Annotated in this window: 22 protein-coding genes; 10 read left to right on the top strand and 12 right to left on the bottom strand. The window is 64.5% G+C overall.

Going from position 1 to position 23,626, the window contains the following annotated elements:
- Positions 1-47: 47 nt before the first annotated feature.
- Positions 48-263, bottom strand: coding sequence for a hypothetical protein (locus HMI59_RS05640; protein WP_021472323.1), 216 nt, complete (start codon positions 261-263; stop codon positions 48-50).
- Positions 264-435: 172 nt separating this feature from the next.
- Between HMI59_RS05640 and HMI59_RS05645 the strand changes: the two genes are divergently transcribed.
- Positions 436-981, top strand: coding sequence for a thioesterase family protein (locus HMI59_RS05645; protein ID WP_193593093.1), 546 nt, complete (start codon positions 436-438; stop codon positions 979-981).
- Positions 982-1,019: 38 nt separating this feature from the next.
- Here the strand turns inward: HMI59_RS05645 and HMI59_RS05650 are convergent, their stop codons facing one another.
- From HMI59_RS05650 to HMI59_RS05660, 3 genes are read right to left on the bottom strand one after another with little or no spacing between them, the layout of a single operon-like run.
- Positions 1,020-1,820, bottom strand: coding sequence for an ABC transporter permease subunit (locus HMI59_RS05650; RefSeq protein ID WP_193593094.1), 801 nt, complete (start codon positions 1,818-1,820; stop codon positions 1,020-1,022).
- On the bottom strand, positions 1,813-2,769 hold the full coding sequence (locus HMI59_RS05655; RefSeq protein WP_166183710.1) for an ABC transporter ATP-binding protein: 957 nt from the start codon (positions 2,767-2,769) through the stop codon (positions 1,813-1,815). Before HMI59_RS05655 ends, HMI59_RS05650 begins: the two co-directional genes overlap by 8 nt.
- Complete coding sequence (locus HMI59_RS05660; RefSeq protein WP_021472327.1) at positions 2,735-3,436, bottom strand: TetR family transcriptional regulator; 702 nt, start codon at positions 3,434-3,436, stop codon at positions 2,735-2,737. Before HMI59_RS05660 ends, HMI59_RS05655 begins: the two co-directional genes overlap by 35 nt.
- A gap of 245 nt (positions 3,437-3,681) precedes the next feature.
- Between HMI59_RS05660 and HMI59_RS05665 the strand changes: the two genes are divergently transcribed.
- Entirely contained in the window at positions 3,682-5,442 is a 1,761-nt protein-coding gene (locus tag HMI59_RS05665; protein ID WP_193593095.1) for a GDSL-type esterase/lipase family protein, read from the top strand.
- 83 nt (positions 5,443-5,525) lie between these two features.
- A complete protein-coding gene (locus HMI59_RS05670; protein WP_021472329.1) occupies positions 5,526-5,906 on the top strand; it encodes a co-chaperone YbbN in 381 nt (126 codons plus the stop codon).
- Positions 5,907-5,989: 83 nt separating this feature from the next.
- Here the strand turns inward: HMI59_RS05670 and HMI59_RS05675 are convergent, their stop codons facing one another.
- A complete protein-coding gene (locus HMI59_RS05675; protein WP_021472330.1) occupies positions 5,990-6,268 on the bottom strand; it encodes a putative quinol monooxygenase in 279 nt (92 codons plus the stop codon).
- A gap of 99 nt (positions 6,269-6,367) precedes the next feature.
- Positions 6,368-7,342, bottom strand: a complete 975-nt coding sequence (locus HMI59_RS05680; protein WP_021472331.1) for a DNA-3-methyladenine glycosylase — start codon at positions 7,340-7,342, stop codon at positions 6,368-6,370.
- 133 nt (positions 7,343-7,475) lie between these two features.
- Here HMI59_RS05680 and HMI59_RS05685 point away from each other — a divergent pair, with 133 nt between their 5' ends.
- The 6 genes from HMI59_RS05685 (at position 7,476) to HMI59_RS05710 (ending at position 13,742) form a co-directional block, all read left to right on the top strand.
- Positions 7,476-7,868 (top strand): VOC family protein, encoded by a 393-nt coding sequence (locus HMI59_RS05685; RefSeq protein ID WP_021472332.1) that lies wholly within the window; start codon positions 7,476-7,478, stop codon positions 7,866-7,868.
- 67 nt (positions 7,869-7,935) lie between these two features.
- The gene (locus HMI59_RS05690) at positions 7,936-9,321 is read left to right on the top strand and encodes a cystathionine beta-synthase (RefSeq protein WP_021472333.1); all 1,386 of its coding nucleotides are present in this window, start codon (positions 7,936-7,938) and stop codon (positions 9,319-9,321) included.
- Between the two features lie 51 nt (positions 9,322-9,372).
- On the top strand, positions 9,373-10,542 hold the full coding sequence (locus HMI59_RS05695) for a cystathionine gamma-synthase (protein WP_021472334.1): 1,170 nt from the start codon (positions 9,373-9,375) through the stop codon (positions 10,540-10,542).
- A gap of 4 nt (positions 10,543-10,546) precedes the next feature.
- The gene (locus tag HMI59_RS05700) at positions 10,547-11,836 is read left to right on the top strand and encodes a glycosyltransferase 87 family protein (protein ID WP_166183699.1); all 1,290 of its coding nucleotides are present in this window, start codon (positions 10,547-10,549) and stop codon (positions 11,834-11,836) included.
- Positions 11,837-11,874: 38 nt separating this feature from the next.
- Positions 11,875-12,408 (top strand): helix-turn-helix domain-containing protein, encoded by a 534-nt coding sequence (locus HMI59_RS05705; protein WP_193593096.1) that lies wholly within the window; start codon positions 11,875-11,877, stop codon positions 12,406-12,408.
- Entirely contained in the window at positions 12,405-13,742 is a 1,338-nt protein-coding gene (locus HMI59_RS05710) for an MFS transporter (protein ID WP_193593097.1), read from the top strand. The genes HMI59_RS05705 and HMI59_RS05710 overlap by 4 nt, the downstream gene beginning before the upstream one ends.
- Before the next feature lie 57 nt (positions 13,743-13,799).
- On the opposite strand, the gene HMI59_RS05715 is transcribed toward HMI59_RS05710, so the two are convergent.
- Genes HMI59_RS05715 through HMI59_RS05730 form a run of 4 tightly spaced genes read right to left on the bottom strand, consistent with a single transcriptional unit; the run spans position 13,800 to position 20,093 of the window.
- Positions 13,800-16,892: a glycoside hydrolase family 2 TIM barrel-domain containing protein gene (locus tag HMI59_RS05715; RefSeq protein WP_193593098.1), complete on the bottom strand. Its 3,093-nt coding sequence runs from the start codon at positions 16,890-16,892 to the stop codon at positions 13,800-13,802.
- On the bottom strand, positions 16,892-17,818 hold the full coding sequence (locus HMI59_RS05720) for a carbohydrate ABC transporter permease (RefSeq protein WP_227471544.1): 927 nt from the start codon (positions 17,816-17,818) through the stop codon (positions 16,892-16,894). Before HMI59_RS05720 ends, HMI59_RS05715 begins: the two co-directional genes overlap by 1 nt.
- Entirely contained in the window at positions 17,815-18,762 is a 948-nt protein-coding gene (locus tag HMI59_RS05725) for a carbohydrate ABC transporter permease (RefSeq protein WP_193593099.1), read from the bottom strand. Before HMI59_RS05725 ends, HMI59_RS05720 begins: the two co-directional genes overlap by 4 nt.
- Positions 18,759-20,093: an extracellular solute-binding protein gene (locus HMI59_RS05730; protein WP_166183689.1), complete on the bottom strand. Its 1,335-nt coding sequence runs from the start codon at positions 20,091-20,093 to the stop codon at positions 18,759-18,761. The genes HMI59_RS05725 and HMI59_RS05730 overlap by 4 nt, the downstream gene beginning before the upstream one ends.
- A gap of 148 nt (positions 20,094-20,241) precedes the next feature.
- Between HMI59_RS05730 and HMI59_RS05735 the strand changes: the two genes are divergently transcribed.
- Positions 20,242-20,847 (top strand): TetR/AcrR family transcriptional regulator, encoded by a 606-nt coding sequence (locus HMI59_RS05735; protein WP_193593100.1) that lies wholly within the window; start codon positions 20,242-20,244, stop codon positions 20,845-20,847.
- Positions 20,848-20,896: 49 nt separating this feature from the next.
- Here HMI59_RS05735 and HMI59_RS05740 read toward each other — a convergent pair whose 3' ends face one another.
- Positions 20,897-22,420: an APC family permease gene (locus tag HMI59_RS05740; RefSeq protein WP_021472343.1), complete on the bottom strand. Its 1,524-nt coding sequence runs from the start codon at positions 22,418-22,420 to the stop codon at positions 20,897-20,899.
- Positions 22,417-23,625, bottom strand: a complete 1,209-nt coding sequence (locus HMI59_RS05745; RefSeq protein ID WP_193593101.1) for a glutathionylspermidine synthase family protein — start codon at positions 23,623-23,625, stop codon at positions 22,417-22,419. Before HMI59_RS05745 ends, HMI59_RS05740 begins: the two co-directional genes overlap by 4 nt.
- Between the last annotated feature and the right edge of the window lies 1 nt (position 23,626).

Below are 23,626 nucleotides of genomic sequence, written 5' to 3' on the forward strand. Positions count from 1 at the left end.
ACGGGAATACTAGCCAGCATGGGCAGTTCCGCCCGGAATGAACTCCATCAGGCTGCGGTGGTCTCCAGCCAGTAGCCGTCCAGGTGGTGAATCAGTTGCCGCCCCAGCCCGCCCTTGAGCTGGATCCACAAAGTGCTGCGATCATCGGTCATGCCGTCAATGGTTCCTTCAATGCGGTTTCCCCTGGCATCGCGGAGGGCAACCTCCTGGTGCGCGTCCAGATGCGGCCAAAGTTCGCCGGCGGTTCTGGTTTGGTCGTTCAATAGGGTCTCCTCGAATTGCTGAATGGTCACAGGGTTTGTCGTTATTCTGCATGCTTTCGGTAAACCGGCGGTAAACGTATGTGCAATCGATGGACATAAAGCCGGCGGCGGGCGGGCGTCCATCATGCGGTCGACCCCCACGCGGCAAGTTACTCATGGGTAACATGGACCCATGCACCTGCTTCTCCGCACCATCATGCTGCTCTTCACGTCCGCCAAACGGTCCCCGCTCCCTGCTTGGGGTACGTCCTCGCTGCCCATGCGTGTCCTGCCCACCGACATCGATATCGCCTTGCACGTCAACAACGGCATGTACTTCTCGTTGATGGACCTCGGCAGGTTCGACCTCATGGTCCGCAGCGGAACGTGGCGCAAGATGCGCCGGAAGGGATGGAGCCCGGTGGTGTCAGGGGAGACCATCTCCTTCCGGAAATCCCTGCAGCTCTGGCAGCGCTACACCATCGAAACCCGCATCATCGGTTTGGACTCACGGGCCATCTACCTTGAGCAGCGCATGGTGGCAGACGGCGAAATCTACGCCCGCGCCCACATTGCCACCCGTTTCGTGGCCAAAGGCAAGCCGGTCAGCCAGGAAGAAATCATCGCGGAGTTCGGGGAGCCGCCCGCAGGCGTTGAACTGCCCGACTGGATCCACGAATGGCGGGAAAACAACGCGCTTCCGGGTGCCCGTCGGCCCGCTCCACACGTCTGGCACTAGAACCCGCGTCCAGGTGCCGACGTTCTCTCGTGCAGGTGCTAGACCCCCACATCCCGGCGCTGCAGGGCCGCCGCGCCCACGGCGACCAATCCTGCGGAGATGGCCAGCAGCCATGCGGCAACTCCCCAGTCGGCCCCGTTGGCCACCGGCGAGTTGCTGTAGGCCCAGTGGTAGGGCGAGAAGTTCAGCAGCCATTCAAGGTTTGAACTTTGCCGGCCCACGGCGTTTAAGACATACCCGAGGACGGCAACGGCCGCACCCGCCGCAATCCCGTAGACCTTCCGCCCGGTCATCGCCCCCACGCAGAGGGCGGTGGCGCCGGTCAGCAGGGCAAGTCCGGCGAACAGCACCACGGCCCCGGTGAGATGCCCGACGTCGATATCCAGTTTGGCGGGTTCGTTCAGAACCAGCACCAGGGCGAAAACCAGCAAGGACAGAGCGGCAACGCGGACCACCAGGGCGGCAGCGCGTTCGAGCACCACTTGGGCGCGGGTCACGCTGTGCGCAAGCGTCAGTTCCAGCAGGCCGGATTCTTCGTCGCCGCCCACGGCCCCCGCACCCCAACTTACGGACGCCATGGACATGAGCAGGAACCCGATCAATCCGAACAAGGTGGCCTGGGTGTATCCGGGGCCGGAGGCGATCTGGTCGTAATTGAGGGCCTTGGTCATGCCTTCGGGGAGCGCGTCGATCATCTGCTGCATCTGCTCGCTGCCCCCGATCGACGGGTAGAGCGGCAGATACAGCATGATCGCGCCGGCGAGTCCCAGGGCCCACGCGAGGGTGGAGCGCCAGGAGTCCGTCAAGGCCTTGGTGAAAAGCGGCAGCGGCTTAGACATGGCGCACTTCCTTCCGGGCCGGCGCGGGCGAAGCTTCGGTGTATAGAGTCAACACGGCTTCCTCCAGGTCCGGCTCATCAAGGACCAGGTCCGTCAGGTTGATCCGGGCCAGTTCCCGCACCAGCGGCTGGACATTGCCGGACAGGGTGGCGGTGGCTTCCAAGGCTCCGGCCGAATCCCCGGGCACGTCGCGGATTGCCACATTGGCAACGCCCGGCACCCTGGCCAGCAGCGCGCCGACGTCGTGCGCTTCAGCTCCGGCCACCCGGAACCTTAGCTTCCGGAGGGCGGCATCCCGCAACGCTTCCACCGTGGAGGTGGTGACGATACCGCCGTCCCGGAGTATCGCCACCGAGTCCGCTGCCTGCTGGACCTCGCTGAGCACATGGGAGCTGAGGAAGACGGTGCCTCCCTCGGCTACGGCCTCCCGGACCATTGCGTGGACCTCCTGCTGGACCAGCGGGTCCAGGCCGCTGGTGGGCTCGTCCAGGATGAGCAGCTCGGGCCGGTGCATGAACGCCTGGAGCAAGCCCAGTTTCTGCTTGTTGCCTTTGGACAGTTTGCGGGTCTGCCGGTCGAGGTCCAGGTTGAGCCGGTCGGCGAGTGCGTCCACGTGCCGGGAATCCACGGGGCCACTGATCGCTGAGAAGTGTTCCACCACCCGGCGTCCGGTTGTCCGGTTTTCCAGGTGCAGCTCTCCGGGCAGGTAGCCGATCCTTCGGCGCAGTGCAGGGCCGCCGTAGCGCGGGTCTTCGCCGAGCACGGAGATGGTACCTGCGCTGGGGCGGATGATGTCCAGCAGGCAGCGCATGGTGGTGGTTTTCCCGGCACCGTTGGGGCCGATGACTCCGAACACCATGCCGGCGTCGATCGTGAAGTCCAGGCCGTGGAGGACTTCGTGGTGGCCGAACTTCTTACGCAACCCCTGGACGACTATTGCGTGGTTCACGGGGCATGCTCCCTTCAGGTTTGCGGGTTTGCAGGACTTCGCGGGCGGCATCGAGGAAACGGGTATCGGCGTACAGGCCGTGGGTGTAGATGTCCAGCGCGGGAAGCGTGAGTTTCCTGAGCATTTCCGGCCCGATTCCGTGCGGCCCGGTCACGGGGGCGCCCAGGGCCCGGGACGCGTGGCGGCCCAGCATCAGGAGGGACAGGCTGTTGGAGGCGATGACGACGGCGACAGCCCGGAGATCGTCGACGTCGCGAATGGTGCCGGCTTGGATTCCGGAACGGAGGATGTCCTCGGTTTGGCTGACGACGGCGTCGAAAAAGGCATCGCCGGCCTCGGACTCGTCGCTCAGCGTCCGGCGGATATAGGTGATTTCGCTGGCGTAGTGGTCCGGATGGTCCAAATAGTCCTGGATGAGGAGCCGGGTGGCTTCAGGGTCCGCTTTTTCCTTTCCCTGCCCTGCCGTTTGGCGCAGCACGTGCTGGTCGCAGGCTTCCCGGAGGGCGGCTTTGCTGCCGAAGTGGTGGATGACCAGGCCCGGGCTGACTCCTGCCTGGGCGGCCACCGAGCGGATGGTGGCGCGGGAAAATCCGTCCCGCCCGAAGAGGACGATCGCTGCGTCCCGGATACGCGCCCGGGTGGTCAAGTCATCCGCGACTGAACGCATGTTCCACATGTTAAACAGCTGTTTAGTGGCAAACAAGATGCGGAAAATAACGATGTGGCAGCATCGGCCGCGTCGTGTGGCGCGTCGAATCCGCCGTCGAAGATACTTGCCTGACTGTTTCCGTTCAGGGAAGCAGGGACAAAACATCCCGCAAGGGTTTTTCATGGGGTAGCGGTATGCGTTTTTCAGGGTCTCAGCCGGGCGGATTTGGAGCTAAATCCTCCGTCGCGGCAATGGTGTGTTTCGTGCTGGCCTGCCTGTTCGGTGCCTCATCCGCGGCGCAGGCGGCGCCCGCCCGGGCTCCCCTTGCCACACCTACGGTCGGCGGAGCGATCGGCCACCTTTACAACACCAGTTCCTGGGCACGCAGCGTCCTCCTTCGCCCCACCTCCGCCGAGGAGTGCACGGCGTCCGGATGCATCCAGCGGTTCGCCGGGGGAGACATCGCCTGGTCGCCCCGGACGGGTGCGCGCGTGGTGGTCAACGGACCCGTCAGGACTGCGTGGTGGGAGAGCGCAGGCCCGGACGGTTACCACGGATACCCCACCACGGACACCGCCAGCGGGTTGCGCAACGGTGGTTCCAAGCAACTGTTCGAACGCGGCGCCATCACATCCTCCCCGAGCCTCGGTGCCCAGCACACCACGGGCGCCATCCACATGGCCTGGCTCAGGACGGGCTCGGAAAACGGATACTTGGGCTACCCCGTCACGGGAGAACGTACGGGACTGCCCGACGGCGGCGTGTACCAAGCGTTCGAGCGCGGCTTCATCGTGTGGTCGCCGGGCACTGGAGCGCATCCTTCCATGGGTGCCATCCGTGAGCGCTGGCGGCAGTCCGGCCTGGAGCGCGGAGAACTTGGCTACCCCACCTCCGATGAATCCCTCGGACTCCGCAACGGGGGCGCCGCGCAGCAGTACCAGCGCGGGACCATCGTGTGGTCGCCCGGCACAGGCGCCAAGGTCCTCACCGGTGCCATCAGGAACTACTGGTCTGCCACCGGAGGCCAGAACGGGGCACTGGGATACCCCGTCAGTGAGGAATACCGGCAGTCCACGTTTGTGTACCAACAGTTCCAAGGCGGAACCGTGTACTGGTCTGCGGCCACGGGCGCCCATTCCACCACCCATGGGGACATCCATAACCGCTACGTTTCCCTGGGCGGAGCCGCGGGGACCCTCGGACTGCCCTTGACTGACAAGCTTCCCCGCGCCGGTGGCCTGGTCCAGCAGTTCGTCAACGGCTGGCTCGTGTGGGGTCCGGCCACCGGAGCCCGGATCGTCGGCCACCCAACCTACAAGGTGTGGTCGGTAAACCCGGGTGATTTCGGCTGGCCGTTGAAGGACACATGGACGGACGCGCGTGGTGCCCACGTTGCATTCCAGAACCTGGAAACCATCTGGAATGACGCCACGGGGGAGCTGTATTCGGCTGAAGCCGTGGACGCGTCCACGGTGGTGTTCCTGGGGGACTCCCAACTGGACCTGGATTCCTGGGGTGAACAGGGTGCGCGCGCCAGGGGGTATACCCGGCAGGTGGTCCGCAGCATCGGGGGAATGGGTTACGTTTCCAGCAGCCCGTTGGTGGGCGGCTCCGGGACGGATGCTTTGATCGGGGACCGGATCCTGTTGCCGCAAGGCGATCCCGGCCTGGTGGTAGTGACGCTGGGCGGTAACGACGCCAGGATTTTCGCCTCCGACGCCGCCATCCTCTCCCAGGCGAACCGTCTGTGGGACGAACTCCGGCGTAAGTACCCGCGGAGCACCATCCTGGTCAACGGGGTGCTGTCGCGTTACGACGGCAGCCACTTCCAGCGCCGATGGGTGGATGGCCTCCTGACCCGCGAAGCCGCATTGCGGGGTTGGCCGCGCATCTCGATGGCGGGCACGGCGACCATCGCAGGCGCTGACGCCAATTACCTTGATGGCGTGCACCTGAACCAGACGGGCCACAACAAGGTGGCACCGCTATACGCATCTGCCTTGAAGCTCGTCCTGGGCAAGTAGGCCCGTTTATTCCCCGTGACGCGGGAAGCGAACAGGGGCCGGCTCCACGGGACATCGCGTGCGGGGTCGCGTACCGTGGAAGCATGGCTACAGTTGACATCACTGGAGAACAGTTCGCATCGACCATTGAGGGCAATGACATTGTCCTGGTGGATTTCTGGGCCGAATGGTGTGGCCCGTGCCGCCAGTTCGCGCCCGTCTACAAGGCGTCGTCGGACAAGCACTCCGACGTCTTCTTCGCAAAGGTGGATACCGAAGCTGAGCAGCAGCTCGCCGCCGAAGCCGGAATCACGTCCATTCCCACCCTGATGGCTTTCCGTGAGAAGGTCCTGGTGTTCTCGCAGCCGGGCGCCCTCAACGGTCCGCAGCTGGAGCAGGTCATTGAGGCCGTGAAGGGCCTGGACATGGAAGAAGTCCACGCCCACGTTGCCAAGCAGCGCGCCGCCCAGGCCGAGGAAAACTAGGCCCCACGTTCACGAACAGCGGGAAATGCATCGAGGTCGCCGGAAATTTCCGGCGACCTCGACGCATTTCAGCGAAAGTGGGGTCAGAGGCGTTCGAGCTGGATCGGCTCGGCCAACAGCGCGCTCAGTGACTCGTTCAAATCCTGCACGGCAGTTCCCTTGGAGTGCTTGTCCAGCAGTTCCTCGGACTCCCAGCGCTCAGTCAGCACGAGCTTTTCTTCAGTTGCTTCGGTCAGTTCGTAACGGATGCAGCCGGGCTCGTTGACCACCTCGTCAATCGCAATCTCAAGGGCGAGCTTCACGCGGAAAAATTCGCCTTCGTTGGGGATGAACGTGGCTTTCAGGTCGATGGGTTCACTCATGCGTCCCACCCTACCGGGAGGACGCGCTCACCTTGCGCTGTTTACGGCTCTGTTGCGGCGGGGGCTTGGATCAGGCTTTGTACCAGTCGAAGCGACGGATCAGTGGGCACGGTGGTCTTGGACAGTCATCCGCGGGCCGAACGTGGGCTTGCGGAAGCCGCTCAGGTACAGCATGCGGACCAGCCGTTGCCTGTGACCCTGCCACGGCTCCAGGAGTTGGAGCATTCCGGCGTCATCGGTCTTGCGGCCGGTCAGCGCATATCCGACGTAGGCCGCCAAGTGGTAGTCCCCTACGGAGATGGAATCCGGGCAGCCATGGGTACGTTGCACCACTTCGGCCGCCGTCCAGATCCCGACGCCGGGAATCGTCTGCAGTTTGGCTCCGGCTTCCGTCGCGTCCAGCCCGGCCAGGCGTTCAAGTGCGACGGCGGACTGCAGCGCCCGCATCACGGTTGCCGAGCGCTGCGGGCCGACTCCCGCTTTGTGCCATTCCCACGAAGGCACGGCCAACCATTGCCGCGCAGTGGGTGGAACAAGCAGGCCTTGCGGGGCCACGCGACCGGGGGCTTTGGTTCCGTAGCGGTACATCAAATACCTGTAGCCGCGCCGGGCCTCCAAGGTGGTGACCTTTTGTTCAAGGATGGTGGGCACCAGCGAGTCAACCATCCGCCCGGTGGACGGCAGGCGCACAGCCAGGTTCCGGCGTCGTGATTCAGTCACCAGCCGCGGAAGGGTGGACTGGAAGGAGGGTTCGTCGAAGGCGGACCAGTCGTCCCCGGCACCCAACAACCGGGGGACGCCGGCGATCGCTGCTTCAGCGCCCGGGCCCCAGGCCTGCGCATCGACGAATGAATCCGCGCCCAAACCCCCGGCCGAGAGCCGCAAAGTCACCGGCCCGGACGCCGTGGTGAAGGCAAGCCAGAAGCCGCTGGGGTGGACGGCGAAAGATGGGTCTCCGTTGCCGCGCTGGAGCGGAAACAGGGTCTGGTCGAGGCGGTAAGCGGCACCCGGATGCCACCTCAGCGATGCGTCCGCCGCGGCCGCGACGAGCGGCGGGGCTTCTGCAATGGTCATGTTTTCATGGTCCCACGACCCGCTGACATTTCGCTCCACGGGGCCTTACGGCCGTTGTCCGCCGAGGCTAGACTCCGTGATGTGGCGCGGGTGGGCCGCGCCCCAAATCCTCAAAAGACAAGGAGCACGGACCATGGGCGGAGTTGTGCATTTTGAGATTCCCACGGAGGACAGGGAACGGGCGAACTCGTTCTATGCGAGTGCTTTCGGCTGGAACCTGAGCCCCATGCAGGGGATGGACTACACCATCGCCCTCACTGCTGAATCAGACGAACAGACCGGGGCACCCAAGGAGTCCGGCGTCATCAACGGAGCGCTGTTTTCCCGCACCGACACCCTGAAGAGCCCCATTCTTACCATCGACGTTGATGACATCGACGCCGCGCTGGCCCACGTGGAACAGTCCGGCGGTTCCGTGGTCCAGGGCAAAGACGCCGTGCCCGGAATGGGGTACTATGCGTACTTCAAAGACACCGAGGGCAACATCCTGGGGGTCTGGCAGACGGACGCGTCGGCCGGAAGCTGAGCGCGGAGGCTCCGTGGGCGCGTTGCCCGGTCCGGCGGTGCAGCGGGCAGACGGTAACTTTGTACCTATGAAGTACGCCCAGTCCGTGTTGGACCTCATCGGCAATACGCCCCTCATCAAGCTCAACCACGTGGTGGAAGGCATCAAAGCCACCGTCCTGGTGAAGCTTGAATACATCAACCCGGGCGGCTCCATCAAGGACCGCATCGCCGTGAAGATGATTGAGGATGCCGAGAAGGACGGCCGGTTGAAGCCGGGCGGCACCATCGTGGAACCGACGTCCGGGAACACCGGTGTGGGCCTTGCGCTAGTGGCTCAGCAGAAGGGCTACAAATGCGTCTTCGTCGTCCCGGACAAGGTGGGCGAGGACAAGCGTGCCGTCCTCCAGGCCTATGGCGCCGAGGTAGTGGTGACGCCAACCGCCGTCGCCCCTGACAGCCCGCAGAGCTACTACGGCGTGTCCGACCGCCTGGTGCGGGAGATCCCGGGCGCTTTCAAGCCCGACCAGTTCTCCAACCCGGCCGCCCCCGGCAGCCACTTCGAATCCACCGGCCCGGAAATCTGGCGGGACACCGACGGCCGCGTGACCCACGTGGTGATCGGTGCAGGAACGGGCGGCACCATCACCGGTACCGGGCGGTACCTCAAGAAGGTTTCGGCGGACCGCCCGCAGTCCGACGGCGGCCCGGTCAAGATCATCGGCGCAGACCCGGAAGGCTCGGTCTACTCAGGCGGAACGGGCCGCCCCTACTTCGTCGAAGGCGTTGGCGAGGACATGTGGCCGGACAACTACGACCGTTCCGTACCGGACGAGGTCATTGCCGTCTCCGACGCCGACTCGTTCGCCATGACCCGGCGCCTCGCCCGTGAGGAGGGCCTCCTCGTGGGCGGTTCCTCCGGCATGGCCGTGGTGGCGGCACTGCAGGCAGCCAAGGACCTGGACGAATCCGCCGTCGTAGTGGTCATCCTTCCCGACTCCGGGCGCGGCTACCTGGCCAAGATCTTCAATGACCAGTGGATGCGCTCCTACGGCTTCCTGTCCGGCGGCGAAGAAGCCTCGGTGGGCGAAGTCCTCAAGTCAAAGACGGGGGAGATGCCGGACCTGGTCCACATCCACCCGAACGAGACCGTCCGCGACGTCATCAACATCATGAACGAGTTCGGTGTCTCCCATATCCCGGTCCTGTCACAGGAACCACCCGTAGTGATGGGCGAAGTGCTGGGTGCCGTGGATGAACGCAGCCTCACCAGCAAGCTGTTCCGCGGCGAGGCCAAACTCACGGACAAGATCTCCGAACACATGGGCGATCGGCTGCCCGTCATCGGATCCCTCGAAACCATTTCCGCCGCGCGCGAGCTGCTGTCCGACGTCGACACCGTGATGGTGACGTTCGTCGGGGCTCCGGTGGGAATCCTCACCCGCCACGACCTCCTGGCCTACCTGAGCAACTAGCGCCGATCCCCAGCACTGACGCCGATCCCCAGCACTGACAAAGGAGCTTCCATGTCTGCCAACAACACTGCAGGTTTCAATACCCGTGCCGTCCACGCCGGGCAGGAATTCGAGCCTCGCACCGGCGCCGTGGTGCCGCCGCTGCACTTCAGCACCACCTACGCCCAGGACGGCATCGGCGGCCTGCGCTCCGGTTACGAGTACGGCCGCGGCGGCAACCCCACCCGCGACGCGCTGCAGGAGCAGCTGGCCGCCCTCGAAGGCGGAACTGCCGCTTTCTCCTTCGGCTCGGGACTCGCTGCCGAAGATTCGCTGATCCGCGCCATCGCCCGTCCGGGTGACCACATCGTGCTGGGCAATGATGCCTACGGCGGGACGTACCGGCTCATCAACCGGGTGCTCGGCGACTGGGGGATCGGCAACACCCCCGTGGACATGTCGGACCTCGACGCCGTAGCCCGCGCCGTGGCCGCGAACAAGACGCGCATCGTGTGGGTGGAAACGCCGTCCAACCCGATGATGAAGATCACCGACATCGCGGCGCTCGCCGAGGTAGCCCACGACGCCGGGGCCCTCCTGGTAGTGGACAACACCTTCGCGTCTCCCTACTTGCAGACGCCGCTGGCCCTGGGGGCCGACGTCGTGGTCCATTCCACCACCAAGTACATCGGTGGCCACTCCGACGTCGTCGGCGGTGCAATCGTGGTGAAGGATGCTGACCTCGCGGAGAAGATCGGCTTCATCCAGTTTGCTGTGGGTGCTGTCTCCGGGCCGATGGATGCTTTCCTGACGACGCGCGGGCTCAAGACCCTTGGTGTCCGCATGGACCGCCACAGCGAGAACGGGCAGGCTGTGGCCGAGTGGTTGCTGCAGCGTCCCGAGGTTGAGGCTGTGCTGTACCCGGGGCTCCCGGACCACCCGGGCCATGACCTCGCAGCCAAGCAGATGAAGAAGTTCGGCGGCATGGTGTCCGTGCAGTTCAAGGGCGGTGAGGCAGCTGCGCGCAAGGTGGCTGAATCAACGTCCGTCTTCACGCTGGCCGAATCCCTGGGCGGCATCGAATCCCTCATGAACTACCCGTCTGAAATGACCCACGCCTCAGTGAAGGGCACGGAACTGGCAGTACCGGTGAACCTCCTGCGTCTGTCCTGCGGCATCGAGGATGCCGAGGACCTGATTGCGGACCTTGAACAAGCCTTCGCCAAGATCAGCAACGGCTAGGGTCGTGTCCGCAACAACAAAACCCGTGGTCTCCTCAACGCGGCGCGGATGGATCCTCACCAGCGCAGCCGCTTTCACGCTGGCCGTCGCCATATGGTTCCTCTACACCGATTACGAGCCGTTCCTGAATGACTTCGAGGTCTATTACTACGGCGGTGGCAAGGTCCTAGAGGGCGGCGATCTCTACGCAGTCCGCGACGGCCTGCCGTTCACCTATCCGCCGTTCGCCGCGCTGTTATTCACGGGTTTGGCCGCTTTGGGCTTCTTCGGTGGCAGCCTCGTCTTCATCCTGGCGGCGTTGCTGGGGGCGGCTATTGTGGCAGCATGGCTGGCCCGGCACTACTTCTTCGGCCTCACTTCATGGCGGGTGGCGTTCGCGGACTACCGGTTCCGGACCACTGCGTTGCTGGGAACGGGAGCCATCCTGTTGCTGGGTCCATGGCGGGACACTTTCGTCTTCGGACAGATCAACATCGTCCTGATGGGAGTCATCCTTACCGACTTCGCCTTGCACGGGAAAGCAAGGGCAGGTTTGATCCGGTGGCCGGCCGGCTTGTTGATCGGCATGGCTGCGGGCGTGAAGCTCACGCCCCTGGCGTTCGGGCTCTACTTCCTGGTGCGGAGGGATTTCAAGGCGCTGGCCTGGATGGCGGCCGGGTTCTTCGGCTCGATTGCCTTCGCGTGGGCCATCCTGCCGCAGGCGTCAGTGGCCTTTTGGACCAAGATCCTGCCTGACACCGGACGGATCGGGGGACCGGGATATGTGGACAACCTCTCCTTGAAAGGGCTCCTCCTTCACTTCGGCATGCCGGACTCGTCCATGACCAGCCTTGTGTGGCTGGCGCTCTCCTTGGCACTGACCGTCCTCGCCGCCTTGATCATCAAGTGGGCAGTGGACGTGGAGGAGAACTTCATTGCCGTCTCCACCACCGCCATCCTCATGCTCCTGATCAGCCCTGTTTCCTGGTCGCACCACTGGGTTTGGGTTGCCGTGGCGCTGCCGAGCATGGCCTTCGCCATGCACAGGGTCCCGTCAAGGAGTGGTCGCATGAGGATCGCCGGCTGGGTCATTGTGGTCTTCTCCACGATCGCCTTCTACATGACCCCCAAGAACCTTGCGGTCTGGGCCGGCGCTGCCGAATGGGGCAAGGATCCGCAAACGCAATGGCAGCTGATGGTCTCCAGCCTCGGCGTGGTCTGCGGGATCGCGATGCTGGTCTACTGGGCTTTCGCCTACCATCCTGCCCGGGCTGGACTGAGGAACGCGGCTGCTCCCGCCGTCGGAAAGCAATAGCCTAGCTTTCTTTAGAAAAGTCAGCTACATTTCTGCTCATGCCATTGCGTTCTGACTGGTCTGCCCGGTCCTGTAGCCTTGCCCGCGGCCTCGATGTGCTCGGCGATCCTTGGGGAAGCCTCGTCCTGCGCGAGGTCTTCTTCGGAAACGGCCGGTACGACGCCATCAAGAAACGCCTGGAAGTCGCGGACAACGTCCTCAGCAAGCGGCTGGCCTCGTTCGTGGAGGCCGGCATCCTTGCCCAGCGCCCCTACAAGGACGGCAACCGGACCAGGCAGGAGTACGTCCTCACGCCCAAAGGCGAGGACACCCTCCCGGTCCTGAACGCGATCATCATCTGGGCCGAGAAGCATATGGATGCCCCGGACGAGGTCTCGCACATGCGCGTCATCCACACCGCCTGCGGCGAACCGACCTCCTCAGCCGACACGTGCACCCATTGCGGCGCCCGCCTCACAGCGGCCAACACCAGCTGGCACAGCCTTAAGCGCAGCGACGGCCCGGTGTCCCTGGCCGTCGCCCCCGACAACGCGAAAGCGGCCCCTGAAGACGTGAAAGAGATCCAAGCATGACCGCTCCCGACACCACCAAGACCGTTCCCACCGGCAGACGCCGCCGCCTGCACCCCGCGTGGATCGTCGCCGCGGTTGCGTTCCTTGCCTTGGTGGGAGCGGCGGGCTTCCGGGCTGCGCCCGGGGTGCTGATGGTGCCGCTGCAGCAGGAGTTCGGCTGGTCCACCACCGTGCTGTCGCTGGCCGTGAGCATCAACCTGGTGCTCTTCGGCCTGACCGCGCCCTTCGCAGCCGCGCTCATGGAACGCTTCGGAATCCGCAAGGTCACGGCGATCGCGCTGTGCCTCATTGGATTGGGCTCGGCGCTGACGGTCTTCGTGAACCAGTCCTGGCAGATCCTCCTCACCTGGGGCCTGCTGATCGGCCTGGGCACGGGATCCATGGCGCTCGTCTTTGCCGCCACCATCGCCAATACGTGGTTTGCCAGGAGCCGGGGCCTGGTGATCGGCATCCTGACTGCGGGCAGTGCCGCCGGACAGTTGGTCTTCCTTCCTTTCATTGCCTTGCTGGCGCAGGACCCCGGGTGGCGCGGGGCCTCGCTGCTGATTGCCGCAGGTGCGCTGGCGGTGGTGCCGCTGGTACTGCGGTGGCTGCGGAACTCACCCGCCGACGTCGGGGTGTTGCCTTACGGGGCTGAGCAAGAGTCCGCAGAAAGTACGACGCCGGTCCCCGCCCCCGTGGCGAGCGCTGCGGTTCCGGTGGACTCGCCGAATGCTGCCGTCCGTGCGCTCCAGGTCCTCAAGCGGGCCAGCAAAGTCCGCACGTTCTGGGCGTTGGCAGCCGGCTTCGCTATCTGCGGAGCAACCACCAACGGTTTGATTGGAACGCACTTCATTCCGTCGGCGCACGACCACGGGATGCCCGAAACCACAGCGGCCGGCCTGTTGGCCGTCGTCGGAATCTTCGACATCGTGGGAACCATCGCTTCGGGGTGGCTGACAGACCGTTTCAACCCGCGGGTCCTGTTGGCCGTCTACTACCAGTTCCGGGGGATCGGGCTGCTGGTGCTGCCGCTCCTGCTGGGCTCAACGGTGGAGCCGAGCATGATCATCTTCGTGGTGGTCTACGGCCTTGACTGGGTGGCCACCGTGCCCCCGACGGCGGCCATCTGCCGGCAGGTGTTCGGGGCAGACGGTTCCGTGGTGTTCGGTTGGGTGTTCGCCGCGCACCAACTGGGCGCAGCAGTGGCGGCACTGCTGGCCGGCTACATCCGGGACGCCACCGGGCACTACAACTACGCCTGGCTGGGAGCTGCCGCGATGTGCACGGTGGCAGCGGTGATCAGCGCGACGATCCGGAAGGATGCTGCGCGGAAGGAACCCGCGGCTGTTTGACCGGGCTGCGGGGCCGCCCTGCGTTCTCCAAAGAACGCAGGGCGGCCCCCGCAATGCCTAGCGGGACACCTCCGAGATGCGGAAGACCAAGGTCCTCGCCTCCGGCCGCAGCATGAAATCGGGCCATACATCAGGTCCGCAGGCCCGCGAGCCGAGCCCGTGCTGGGCGGCGTCCAGATAGAGGTAGCTTTCATCGCCGGCCGGCAGCTCGTGGGGGTGGGCGGCTGCCGAGACCTGCTGGGCCGTGTGCCGGGACAAGGTGAAGCCCGGCAGGCGGCCGCGTGAATCGGCTACTGCTTCCAGCTCCAGCCACGGGGAGCCGGACTGCTGCAGCTCCAGGCGCCGGACCGCAGAGCGGTGGCCTGTTTCCTGCGGCTTGGCGTAGGCGACTGACAACTCCTCGATGCCCGCACGGTAACTTCCCACCAAAGCCGAATGGAGGCTGTCAGGGTAGGACTCCCGTGGTCCTGCCCCGAACCAGGCGGCACCGTCAACGGTTCCGGGCAGATCGAACCGGACTCCCACCCTGGGCCACACCAGATCCCACCCTGAACTTGGCTCGATATCGAGGCGCAGCCAGAGACCGTCGTCCGCCAGTTGCCACTCTTCGGCAACGGAAACCCAATGGGCACTGTTGGCCGCGGCGTACTTGGTCCGGACCCGCACGCAGTCCTTGCCCGATGCTGCAGACTCAAACCTGCCTACCAGTCGGTCCAGGCCTTCCGCACGCCACATGGCCTCCATCGAAGGGGCCGGGACGCCGTTGCCGTTGTTGGACCATGGGTCTGCGAGGTCGTAACTTCCGCGGCCCGCTCCGGCGTCGTTGTCCGTCGGGGCGCGCCACAGCTCGAGGCGGGGTCCCGAGACCGCCAGCCCGGCCAGTTCAACCAGGCTGCCATGGTCAAAGCGGGCAGGACCCACGGAGAAGCTGCCGGCCGCGGCGGCCGCGGAGAGGGAAGCAGCCGGGAGTGGCCGCGGCGTGGACGGACGTTTGAACGTGCCGCCGAGTTCCACCTGGGCAGCCGAGATGACGTGCCCGGCCTCGGCCCATTCGGTGTCCTTGCGCAGTACCACCTCGGCCGTGAACCACTGTTCTCCGTCTCCTCCGGCGGTAGGTTCCGGAAGATCAAAGCGTGCTGATTCACCCGGTGCCAGCGGGGTGCCCGTGGCGGAAACAACGTCGAACTCGCCCGAGGAGGTCAGCTTGCCGTCCGTCTCACACCGCCACCGGATGACGACGTCGGACGCGTCAGCCGAGTGCCGCACATTGGTGAGCGTCAGGACCCGGCCAGGGCCGCCGTCGTACTCTTCCGTGGAGAAGCCCAAACGGAGGGGAGCCACAATCTGCTTGTACTCGAAGAGCCCCGGGCTGGGTGTGGAATCGGACAGGACCATTCCGTCCATCACGAAGTTGCCGTCGTGGACCACCTCGCCGAAATCGCCGCCGTAGGCGAAAAACTCCGTTCCGTCGGACGCCCGGGTGCGGATTCCATGATCCCGCCACTCCCAGACGAAGCCGCCGTGCAAACGCGGATACCGGTCCACCAGGTCCTCGTACTGGTCGATCGCGCCGGGGCCGTTGCCCATGGCGTGGACGTATTCGCACAGGATGAAAGGCTTGGTGCGCTGGCGGGCGGACTCGGCGGCGGAACATCCCAGCAACAGGGACCCGGCGTCGTCCCGGCCAATGGATTCGGTCTCCGGAACGGATGAGTACATCCGCGAGTAGACGTCCGTGTAAGCGCCGGTGTAGTCACCCTCATAGTGGACCGGCCGGCTGGTGTCCCGGGCATGGGTCCACGCGGACATGGCTGCGAGGTTGGAGCCGGTGCCGGACTCGTTCCCCAAGGACCACATGATGATCGAGGCGTGGTTCTTGTCCCGCTCAACCGTGCGCTCCATCCTGTCCACAAGGGCTTCGCGCCACGCGGGATCGTCACTGGGATTACCTGCCCAGCCCTGAGCTTCAAAGCCGTGCGTTTCAAGATCGCACTCCAGGACCACCCAAAAACCCAACTCATCCGCAAGATCCAGGAGGCGCGGATGGGGCGGGTAGTGGCTGGTACGGATGGCGTTGACGTTGAACCGCTTCATCATGGCCAGGTCCTCGCGGGCGAACGCCTCATCGAACACCCGGCCCCTGTCCGGGTGGGTCTCGTGGCGGTTCACCCCGTGGAACACCACCCGGCGGCCGTTGACCAGGAAACGGTCGCCGCGGATCTCCACCGTACGGAAACCCAAACGGAGGGAAACCGTCTCCGCCCCGCTGCTGACGGTGGCCGAATAGAGCCGCGGCACCTCCGCCGACCAGGGTTCGACGGCGGCGATCACCACCGGGGCGACGTCGGCCGGGGACTCCCACAGGACATCGACGTCCAGCTCAGGCACGCTCAGGCGGATCGGGAAAGCCTCACTGGCAGCGACGATTTCGGGGTCGATTGTTCCCCCGCTGTCCGCCCGGTAACCGGTGCGGAGCCAGACGTCGTCGATGCCGCCGTGGGGCCTCGCCTGCAGTGTGACATCCCGGAAAATGCCCGGCATCCACCATTGGTCCTGGTCCTCCACGTAGCTTGCTGCCGACCACTGGTGGACCCGGACGGCGATCAGGTTGGTCCCCGCGCGCACGGCATCGGTGACGTCGAATTCCTGCGCAAGCCGGCTTCCGGTGCCTACACCGATCTCCGTCCCGTTGATCCACACTTTGTAGCGGGACTCGACGCCATCGAAGCGAAGGACCATGCGTTCGGCATCGTTCCAGTCCCCGGGGATCTCAAAGGACCTCCGGTAGTCGCCTGTGGGATTCGCATCAGGAACGAACGGCGGATCGATGGGGAAGGGGAACTGCACGTTGGTGTAGATGGGCCGTCCGTACCGGCCGTCGCCTTCCAGGACCCAGTGCGCGGGAACCGCGATCTTGTCCCACGTTGAATCGTCCAGCTCTTCGGCTGCTACGCCTTCCTGGTCCTCGCCCTGCGGAAGGACACCCCTGCCGCCCGGGGTACCCGGAGCCCCGGGCAGAAGGCGGAAACGCCACTGCCCGTTCAGTGACAGTGTTGGTGCGTCCGTATGCAGCCACGAGCGGGCCGGCAATCGTCGACCGGATCCGGGGCCGGTATCCGTGACGTAGCCGGCTACTGGGGAATGGGTCATTACTTGACGGCTCCTTCTGTCAGCCCGCCGCGCCAGAAGCGCTGCAGGACAACCATTGCGATGCTGAGCGGGATGATGGACAGCAGCACCCCGCCGGTGGTCAGTTCGTAGAATTCGGGCAGGCGGTCCACCTGGCTGAGCCAGTTGTTCAGGCCGAGCGTGATGGGATACAGCTCGGAATCGGACAGCATGACCAGTGGCAGGAAGTAGTTGTTCCAGATGCCTACCAGCTGGAACAGTAAGACAGTGACCAAAGCCGGAGTCAGTACTTTGAGGCCGATCGTATGGAAGATCCGCAGCTCACCTGCCCCATCGATCCTGGCCGCCTCGATCAGTGCCGTGTCCACGGTGGCTTCGGCGTAGATCCGGCACAGGAAAAGGCCAAAGGGTGAGACCAGGGAGGGCAGCAGGACACTCCAGTACGTGTTGGCCAGGCCCATTTGACTGAAGAGCAGGAACAGCGGCAGGGCAGTCGCCGTTCCGGGGACCAGGACTCCGCCAAGGATGGTGCCGAACACCAGGTTCCGCCCGCGGAATTGGTACTTGGCCAGGGCGTAGCCGCCCGCCGCGGCGAAGTAGGTGGCCAGGAGCGCGCCCACTCCGGCGTAGATGGCCGAGTTCAGGAACCACCGGCCAAAGATTCCGCCGTCATAGCTGAGGACCTTGGAGAGGTTCTCGGTCAGCGCGAAGGTAGGGGCGAACCAGAATCCATTGGTGGAGAAGAGGTCTGCGGTGGACTTGGTGGACGCTACGAACACCCAGTACACGGGGATCAGGAAGTACAGGGCGGCCACTACCAGGATCGCCGTGACGATGATGGTGGATGAACGACGGCGGCCTGCCGTGCGGTCCGTGCCGGTGGCCGGCCGCTTGGCCGCCTGCCGTGGCGGTGCCGACGGTGTTTTGCTGGTGGTTGCTGTGGTCATGAGGACTTCCTGTTCGTGAATGCGAGGAAGGCGAAGGACAAGGTAAACGCCGCGACGGCGATGATGACTGACTGCGCTGCGGCGACGTTGTAGTCGTTGTAGGCGAACGCGGTGGTGTAGGCGCTCAAGTTGGGTGTGTATTGGCTGTCAATTGCCGGCGCAACTGTTTTCAGGACCTGGGCCTCGGCGAACAGCTGGAGGGTACCGATGATGGAGAAAACGGTGGTCAGGACCAGTGCGGGGCGGATCAGGGGAAGCTGGATGCTCCGCGCGACCCGCCAACTGGAGGCACCGTCCACTTTTGCCGCCTCGTAGAGCTCACCGGGAATCGCCTTCAACTGGGCCACGATGATCAGCATGTTGTACCCGGTGTAGCTCCAGGTGACGATGTTTGCGATGGACCACAGGACGCTGTTGGCGCCGAGGAAATCCGGGGTTATGCCAACGAGCTTTGCAGCATCGAACAGGGGGCTGAGTCCCGGGACGTAGAGGAAGGACCAGAGGATGGTGGCAATGACGCCGGGAACGCCATAGGGCAGGAAGTAGGCCGCGCGGAAGAAACCGGGCCAGCGGGCTGAGGCGGATTCGAGCAGCAAAGCCAGGAAGGTGCAGAGGACGATCATCACCGGCACCTGGACGATGCCGAAGAGCAGCATGCGGCCAATTGAGGCTATGAAAGCGCCATCGCCCAATGCCAGGGCATAGTTCGAGAACCCTGCGAACCCGCTGGTGACACCGGCTTCGCCGAAGAGGCCGCTGCGGGTGACCTTGGTAAAGCTTGAGCCGATGGCCGCCAGGATGGGCAGTACGAAAGTCAGGGCAAAGAGAGCCAGGAAGGGAGCCAGCAGGAGCCAAGGTGCCCTGGCCGCCGCGCCGTTCCGGCCGTTCCGTGACCTGTCGGTCCCTCTGCGTTCGGCTGTGGGGGCAGTACGGGTGGTCGTCATGCCGCTTCCTTCCGGATGGTGAGGCCCTTGTTCTTGAAGACCGTGATGATCTGCTGTTCGGCGGCAACTACTGAATCCACCAGGCTGGTTCCGAACGCCTTCTTGCGGAATCCGTCGCTGAGGATGTTGAAGGACTGCTGGGTGACCGGCCACCAGGACCATTCGGTGTTCTGCTGCCGGGTGGCCGGTACGAAGACTTCCTCGTTGTACCGCTGGCCGCCGAAGAAGGCCGAAGGCTTTTGTCGATCAGTTCCGATGAACTCCGGGTTCGGTGACCACCCGATGCCGCTGTTCTTGATCTCGGCGTCGATTCCTTCTTTGGACGTGGTGAGCCATACCGCGAATTCAAGGGCCTCCTTGGGGTGCTTGCTGTTGGCCAGGACTGCCGCCGTGGAACCCCCGAGGTAGCTGGAACCGTATCCGTCGCCGCCCCACGTGGGCATGGGGGCCACCCGCCATTTTCCGGAGGCTCCGCTGACCCCCTCAATGAGGGCGTCTCCCCAGCTTCCGGTGACGGTGGAGGCAATGTTTCCTTTGGCTGCCGCGGCAAACCATGCCGGTGAAAAGGCGCCGTAGGCCGTGTTGACGATGTCGTCGTCGATGGCCCTGTCGAAAAAGCGGGCAGTGTTGAGGGTGGCCTCATCGGTCATGTTGATGACCCAGCCGTCTGTTTCCGGCCGCAGCCAGACGGCCCCGGCCTGAGCTGCATAGGAAGCGAACGGTGAGGCGTCGCTGATCGGGAAGCAGTCAATGTAGACATCCTTGGCCCGGAGCTCCTTGCCGATCCTTGCCCAGTCGTCCCAGCTTCTTGGCAGGGCCCCGCCGGCGGCTTCCAGCACGGCAGGCTGGTAGAACAAGGCCATGGGGCCGGAGTCCTGGGGAATGCCGTAGACGCCGCCGGCATAGCTCACCTGGTTCCAGAGGGTCTTGTCGTAAAGATGCGCGCGGTCCTGCGCGCCATAGCGGGACAGATCCACGAGTCCGTTCACCAGGAGGAACTCAGGAATGGACCGCAGTTCCACCTGCGCCAGGTCGGGGCCGCCGCCTGCGGCAAGCGCTGAGTACAGCTTCTGGTATCCACCCGAGTTTCCGCCGGGAATCCAGACCACCTCCACCTGTATCCCGGGGTTCTGCGCATTCCAAATGTCTGCGACCTTCTGAAAGTCCTTGAGCCAGGCCCAGTAGGTGAGCTTCACCGGTCCGTTCGCGGGCGGGATGGTGGCCGCTGAGTTGACGGACTGGGTGCCGGGGGTAGCGCAGCCTGCCATCAGCCCCATGGCGGCAGCCCCGAGGCCGGTGCCCAGCAGTTGTCTTCGCGTGAGAAGGGTCATGTGCCTTCACCTCTTTGTGTCGGTTCCTGAGGCCGTTGAGCGTTCAAGGAAGCTCATCCGACGGCCGAGTGTGACCACGCTAACACAAATTTCGAGTATCTACTCGAAATTCAAAAGGTATGACTTTGCCGCTGTACACTGGCTAGCCATGACCACCCAGGAAGGCAACCGTGCGGGACGACGCGGTCCCTATGCCAAATCGGAAGCGCGGCGGCGCGCAATTCTGGATGCTGCTCACGCGGTTTTTGCCTCCCGCGGTTACCGGGGAGGCTCACTGCAGGACGTCGCGGACCAAGCCGGGATGAGCCAGACGAGTCTGCTGCACTATTTCCCATCGAAGAGCGACCTGCTCATGGCCGTGTTGGCCCGCCGCGACGAGATTACGGAGACAGCCAACCCGGCGGACATGGCCGAAGGCCTCGCCGAAGTGGTCTTCAGGACCGCCAAGTACAACGAGGACATTCCGGGCGTCATCGAGCTCTATACGGTGCTGTGCGCGGAGTCGCTGACAGAAGGCCACCCGGGCCGGGAATACTTCGCTGACCGTTTTGCCCGGCTTCGGCAAAGCTATGCGAGGCGGTTTACGGAACTCCAGTCCGAAGGGAAGCTGCGGCCCGGCGTCGATCCGCGGCAGGCAGCCACGTCACTGGTAGGTCTCTGGGACGGCCTGCAAACGCAGTGGTTGCTGGCTCCGGACGAGGTTGACGTGGCCCGGAGCCTCCGTGGCTTCTTCGACCTGGTGACGCTGCCCTAAGGAGCGCCTGAAGCGCCCGCCGGACTCAGGAAACAGAGGGTGCGCGGGTTTACTCCCCGCGGACAATCCCCATATCGGCGTGCTCCTTGGTGAAGTAGGCGCGTGTGGAGGGAGCGAAGCGGCACACCACAGCCAGGACCACTCCGAGGGCCAACAGCAGCACCCCGCTCACAAACGCGCCGCCAATGCCGAAGATCTGCGTGTCCCCGTAGGCCGGATCCCACATCTGGACGGCGGAGACGAAGAACGCAACCGTCAGCGTCACGCCGCCAAGGAACGGGAAGATCCCGCGGAACCAGAGGTTGCGGGCCGAGTCCCGCAAGGTGGCACGGAAGAACCACACGCACGCGAACCCGGTCAGGGCGTAGTAGAAAGCGATGAAGAGGCTGATGGCACTGATGGAGTCGGCCAGCAGGTCTTCGCTCAGGAAACTCATGGCCACGTAGTAGGCCGCGGCCGCGATTCCCATGACCAAGGTGGAGAAGCCGGGGGTCTGGAAGCGTTCGTGCACTTTGCCGAACCGGGCGGGGAGGGCGCCGTGGACACCCATGGACAGCGTTCCGCGGGCCGTGGGAAGGATGGTGGTCTGCGTTGAAGAGAGAACCGACGCAAGGACTGCCAGCACGATCAGCCAACCCCACGGACCCAGCACAACGTCCTTCATGGCCAGGAAGACGTCATCCTGGTTGGCCTCGTTGCCCAGCCCGATCCCGTCCGTGCCGATGGTCGCGTACATCATCACCAGCAGCGCCACGGAGACGTAGATGGCCATCAGGACCAGGGCCGAGATCACTGCACCGCGCCCGGGAGTCTTGGTCGGATTCTCCGTTTCCTCATTCAAAGCCAGGCATGTATCCCAGCCCCAGTAGATGAACAGGGCCAGCAGGACGCCGTGGACCACGGCACCGGGATCATTGAACGCGCCCACCGGGTTGAACCACTCGAACGTGAATGCCTGGCCTTCCGGCGCTCCGCCGGCCACCCGGACGATGATCGCCACCGCGAAAATGCCCAGCGAAATGTACTGGATGTAGGTCAGGGTCCTTTGCACGTGCTCGCCAAGGCGGATGCCGCGGTGGTTCACGAACGTCATGAACGCGATGAAAAGAACCCCCGTGGCGGTGACCAACCACTTGTTGCCGGCCAGGGAACCATCGCCCACCAACATCCAAAGGTAGGACCCCGCCACTTGGGCAAGGTTGGCCAGGACAACGACGCCGGCCAAGGCAACGCCCCAGCCGCCCAGCCATCCGGCCCACGGACCGAATGCCTTTCGCGCCCAGATGAAGGTGGTGCCGCAGTCGGGCAACGCACTGTTCAGCTCGCGGAAGGCATAGGCGATAAACAGGACAGGGATGAATCCCAGGACCAGGATCAGCGGGGTGTAGTTACCGTTGACGGCGACGATCAGGCCCAGGGTCGCGGCCAGCGAATAGACGGGCGCCGTGGAGGCCAGGCCCAGCATGACGGAGTCGCCCAGGTCCAGGATTCCTGCCCGCAGGCCTTTGGACGGGACGACGGCGGTGCCGTTGCCGCCCGTGCTGCCACCCGGCGTCGAGGTTTCTGTGCTCATAGTACGGCTCCATAAGGGGAAGTCGGAGGGGCGCCCTGGGGTGCGGGTGCGTCGATGGTGTTGGGGACAAAACGGCAGAAGTAGTCGGTGATGGGTCCGTCCGATTCACGGATACCGCAGCCCACGGACTCGCCATCCACTACCCAGAGACCCAGCACTGGATGGTTTCCGTCAAAGTCGGGGAGTTGGTGGTACTGCTGGTAGCACCAGCCCTCGCGTCCGTAGCCGCCGTCCTGCGCAATGTCGATGCCGGGCGCGTGGATCTTGATGTTGTCGCCTTCGCGGCCGTGCAGGGGCTTTGCCACCCACTCCTTGAGTGGACCGGGATCGCCCAGGTAGGCCGGAAGGAGGTTCTCGTGTCCGGGGTAGAGATGCCACAGGGCGGCCAGAAGGGCCTTGTTGGAGAGCAGCATTTTCCAGGCCGGCTCAATCCACCGCGGGTTGTGGGCGCGGGTCAGCAGGCGATGCCCGAAGGGTTCCTTCATCATCAGTTCCCACGGATACAACTTGAAGATGGTGCTGATCATGAAGTTGTCCAGGTCCACGAAGCGGTTGAGGTTCGGGTCCCAGCCGATGTCCGACATATTGATGCCGATGGTGGTCCACCCGCCCTGGCTCGCCACGTCCCGCATGTAGGCCGCAGTCATCCAGTCCTCACCGGACTCCTCTGCCTCTGAATGGGCCACGTGCAGGGTGCTCATTCCCGTGCGGAACTGCAGCTTCTGCCACTGCCGGATGAGTGCCTCATGGATGCCGTTCCACTGGTCCTTTTCCGGGAAGGCGTCCTGCAGCCAGAACCACTGCGCCACTGATGCTTCGATCAGACCGGTAGGGGTGTCTGCGTTGTACTCCAGCATCTTGGCCGGGCCGCCCTGGCCGTCATAGATGAAATCGAAGCGGCCGTAGATGTCCATGTCTCCGGCCTGGAGTGATTCGGCCGCAAGCTCCAAGGCCTGCATCCCGATTCCGATGTCTCCCATCGCGCCCGTGGCCAGGTACTTCGCGGCCTCCAGGCACATGGCGTGCATGTCCTCGGCCGTCTTCTCGAGGGTTTCCACCTCGTCCATGGTGAATTCGTAGTAGGCCGATTCGTTCCAGTATTCGATTTTCCGGCCATCGGGCATGGTGGTGGTGGAAAAGACCAGGCCCTGTTCTTCGATCTTGTTCTTCCAACCGGGCCGGGGTGTTGAGGGCAACCGCCGCACG

The organism is Paenarthrobacter sp. YJN-5, from assembly GCF_015040095.1.
Classification (GTDB): Bacteria; Actinomycetota; Actinomycetes; order Actinomycetales; family Micrococcaceae; genus Arthrobacter; species Arthrobacter ureafaciens.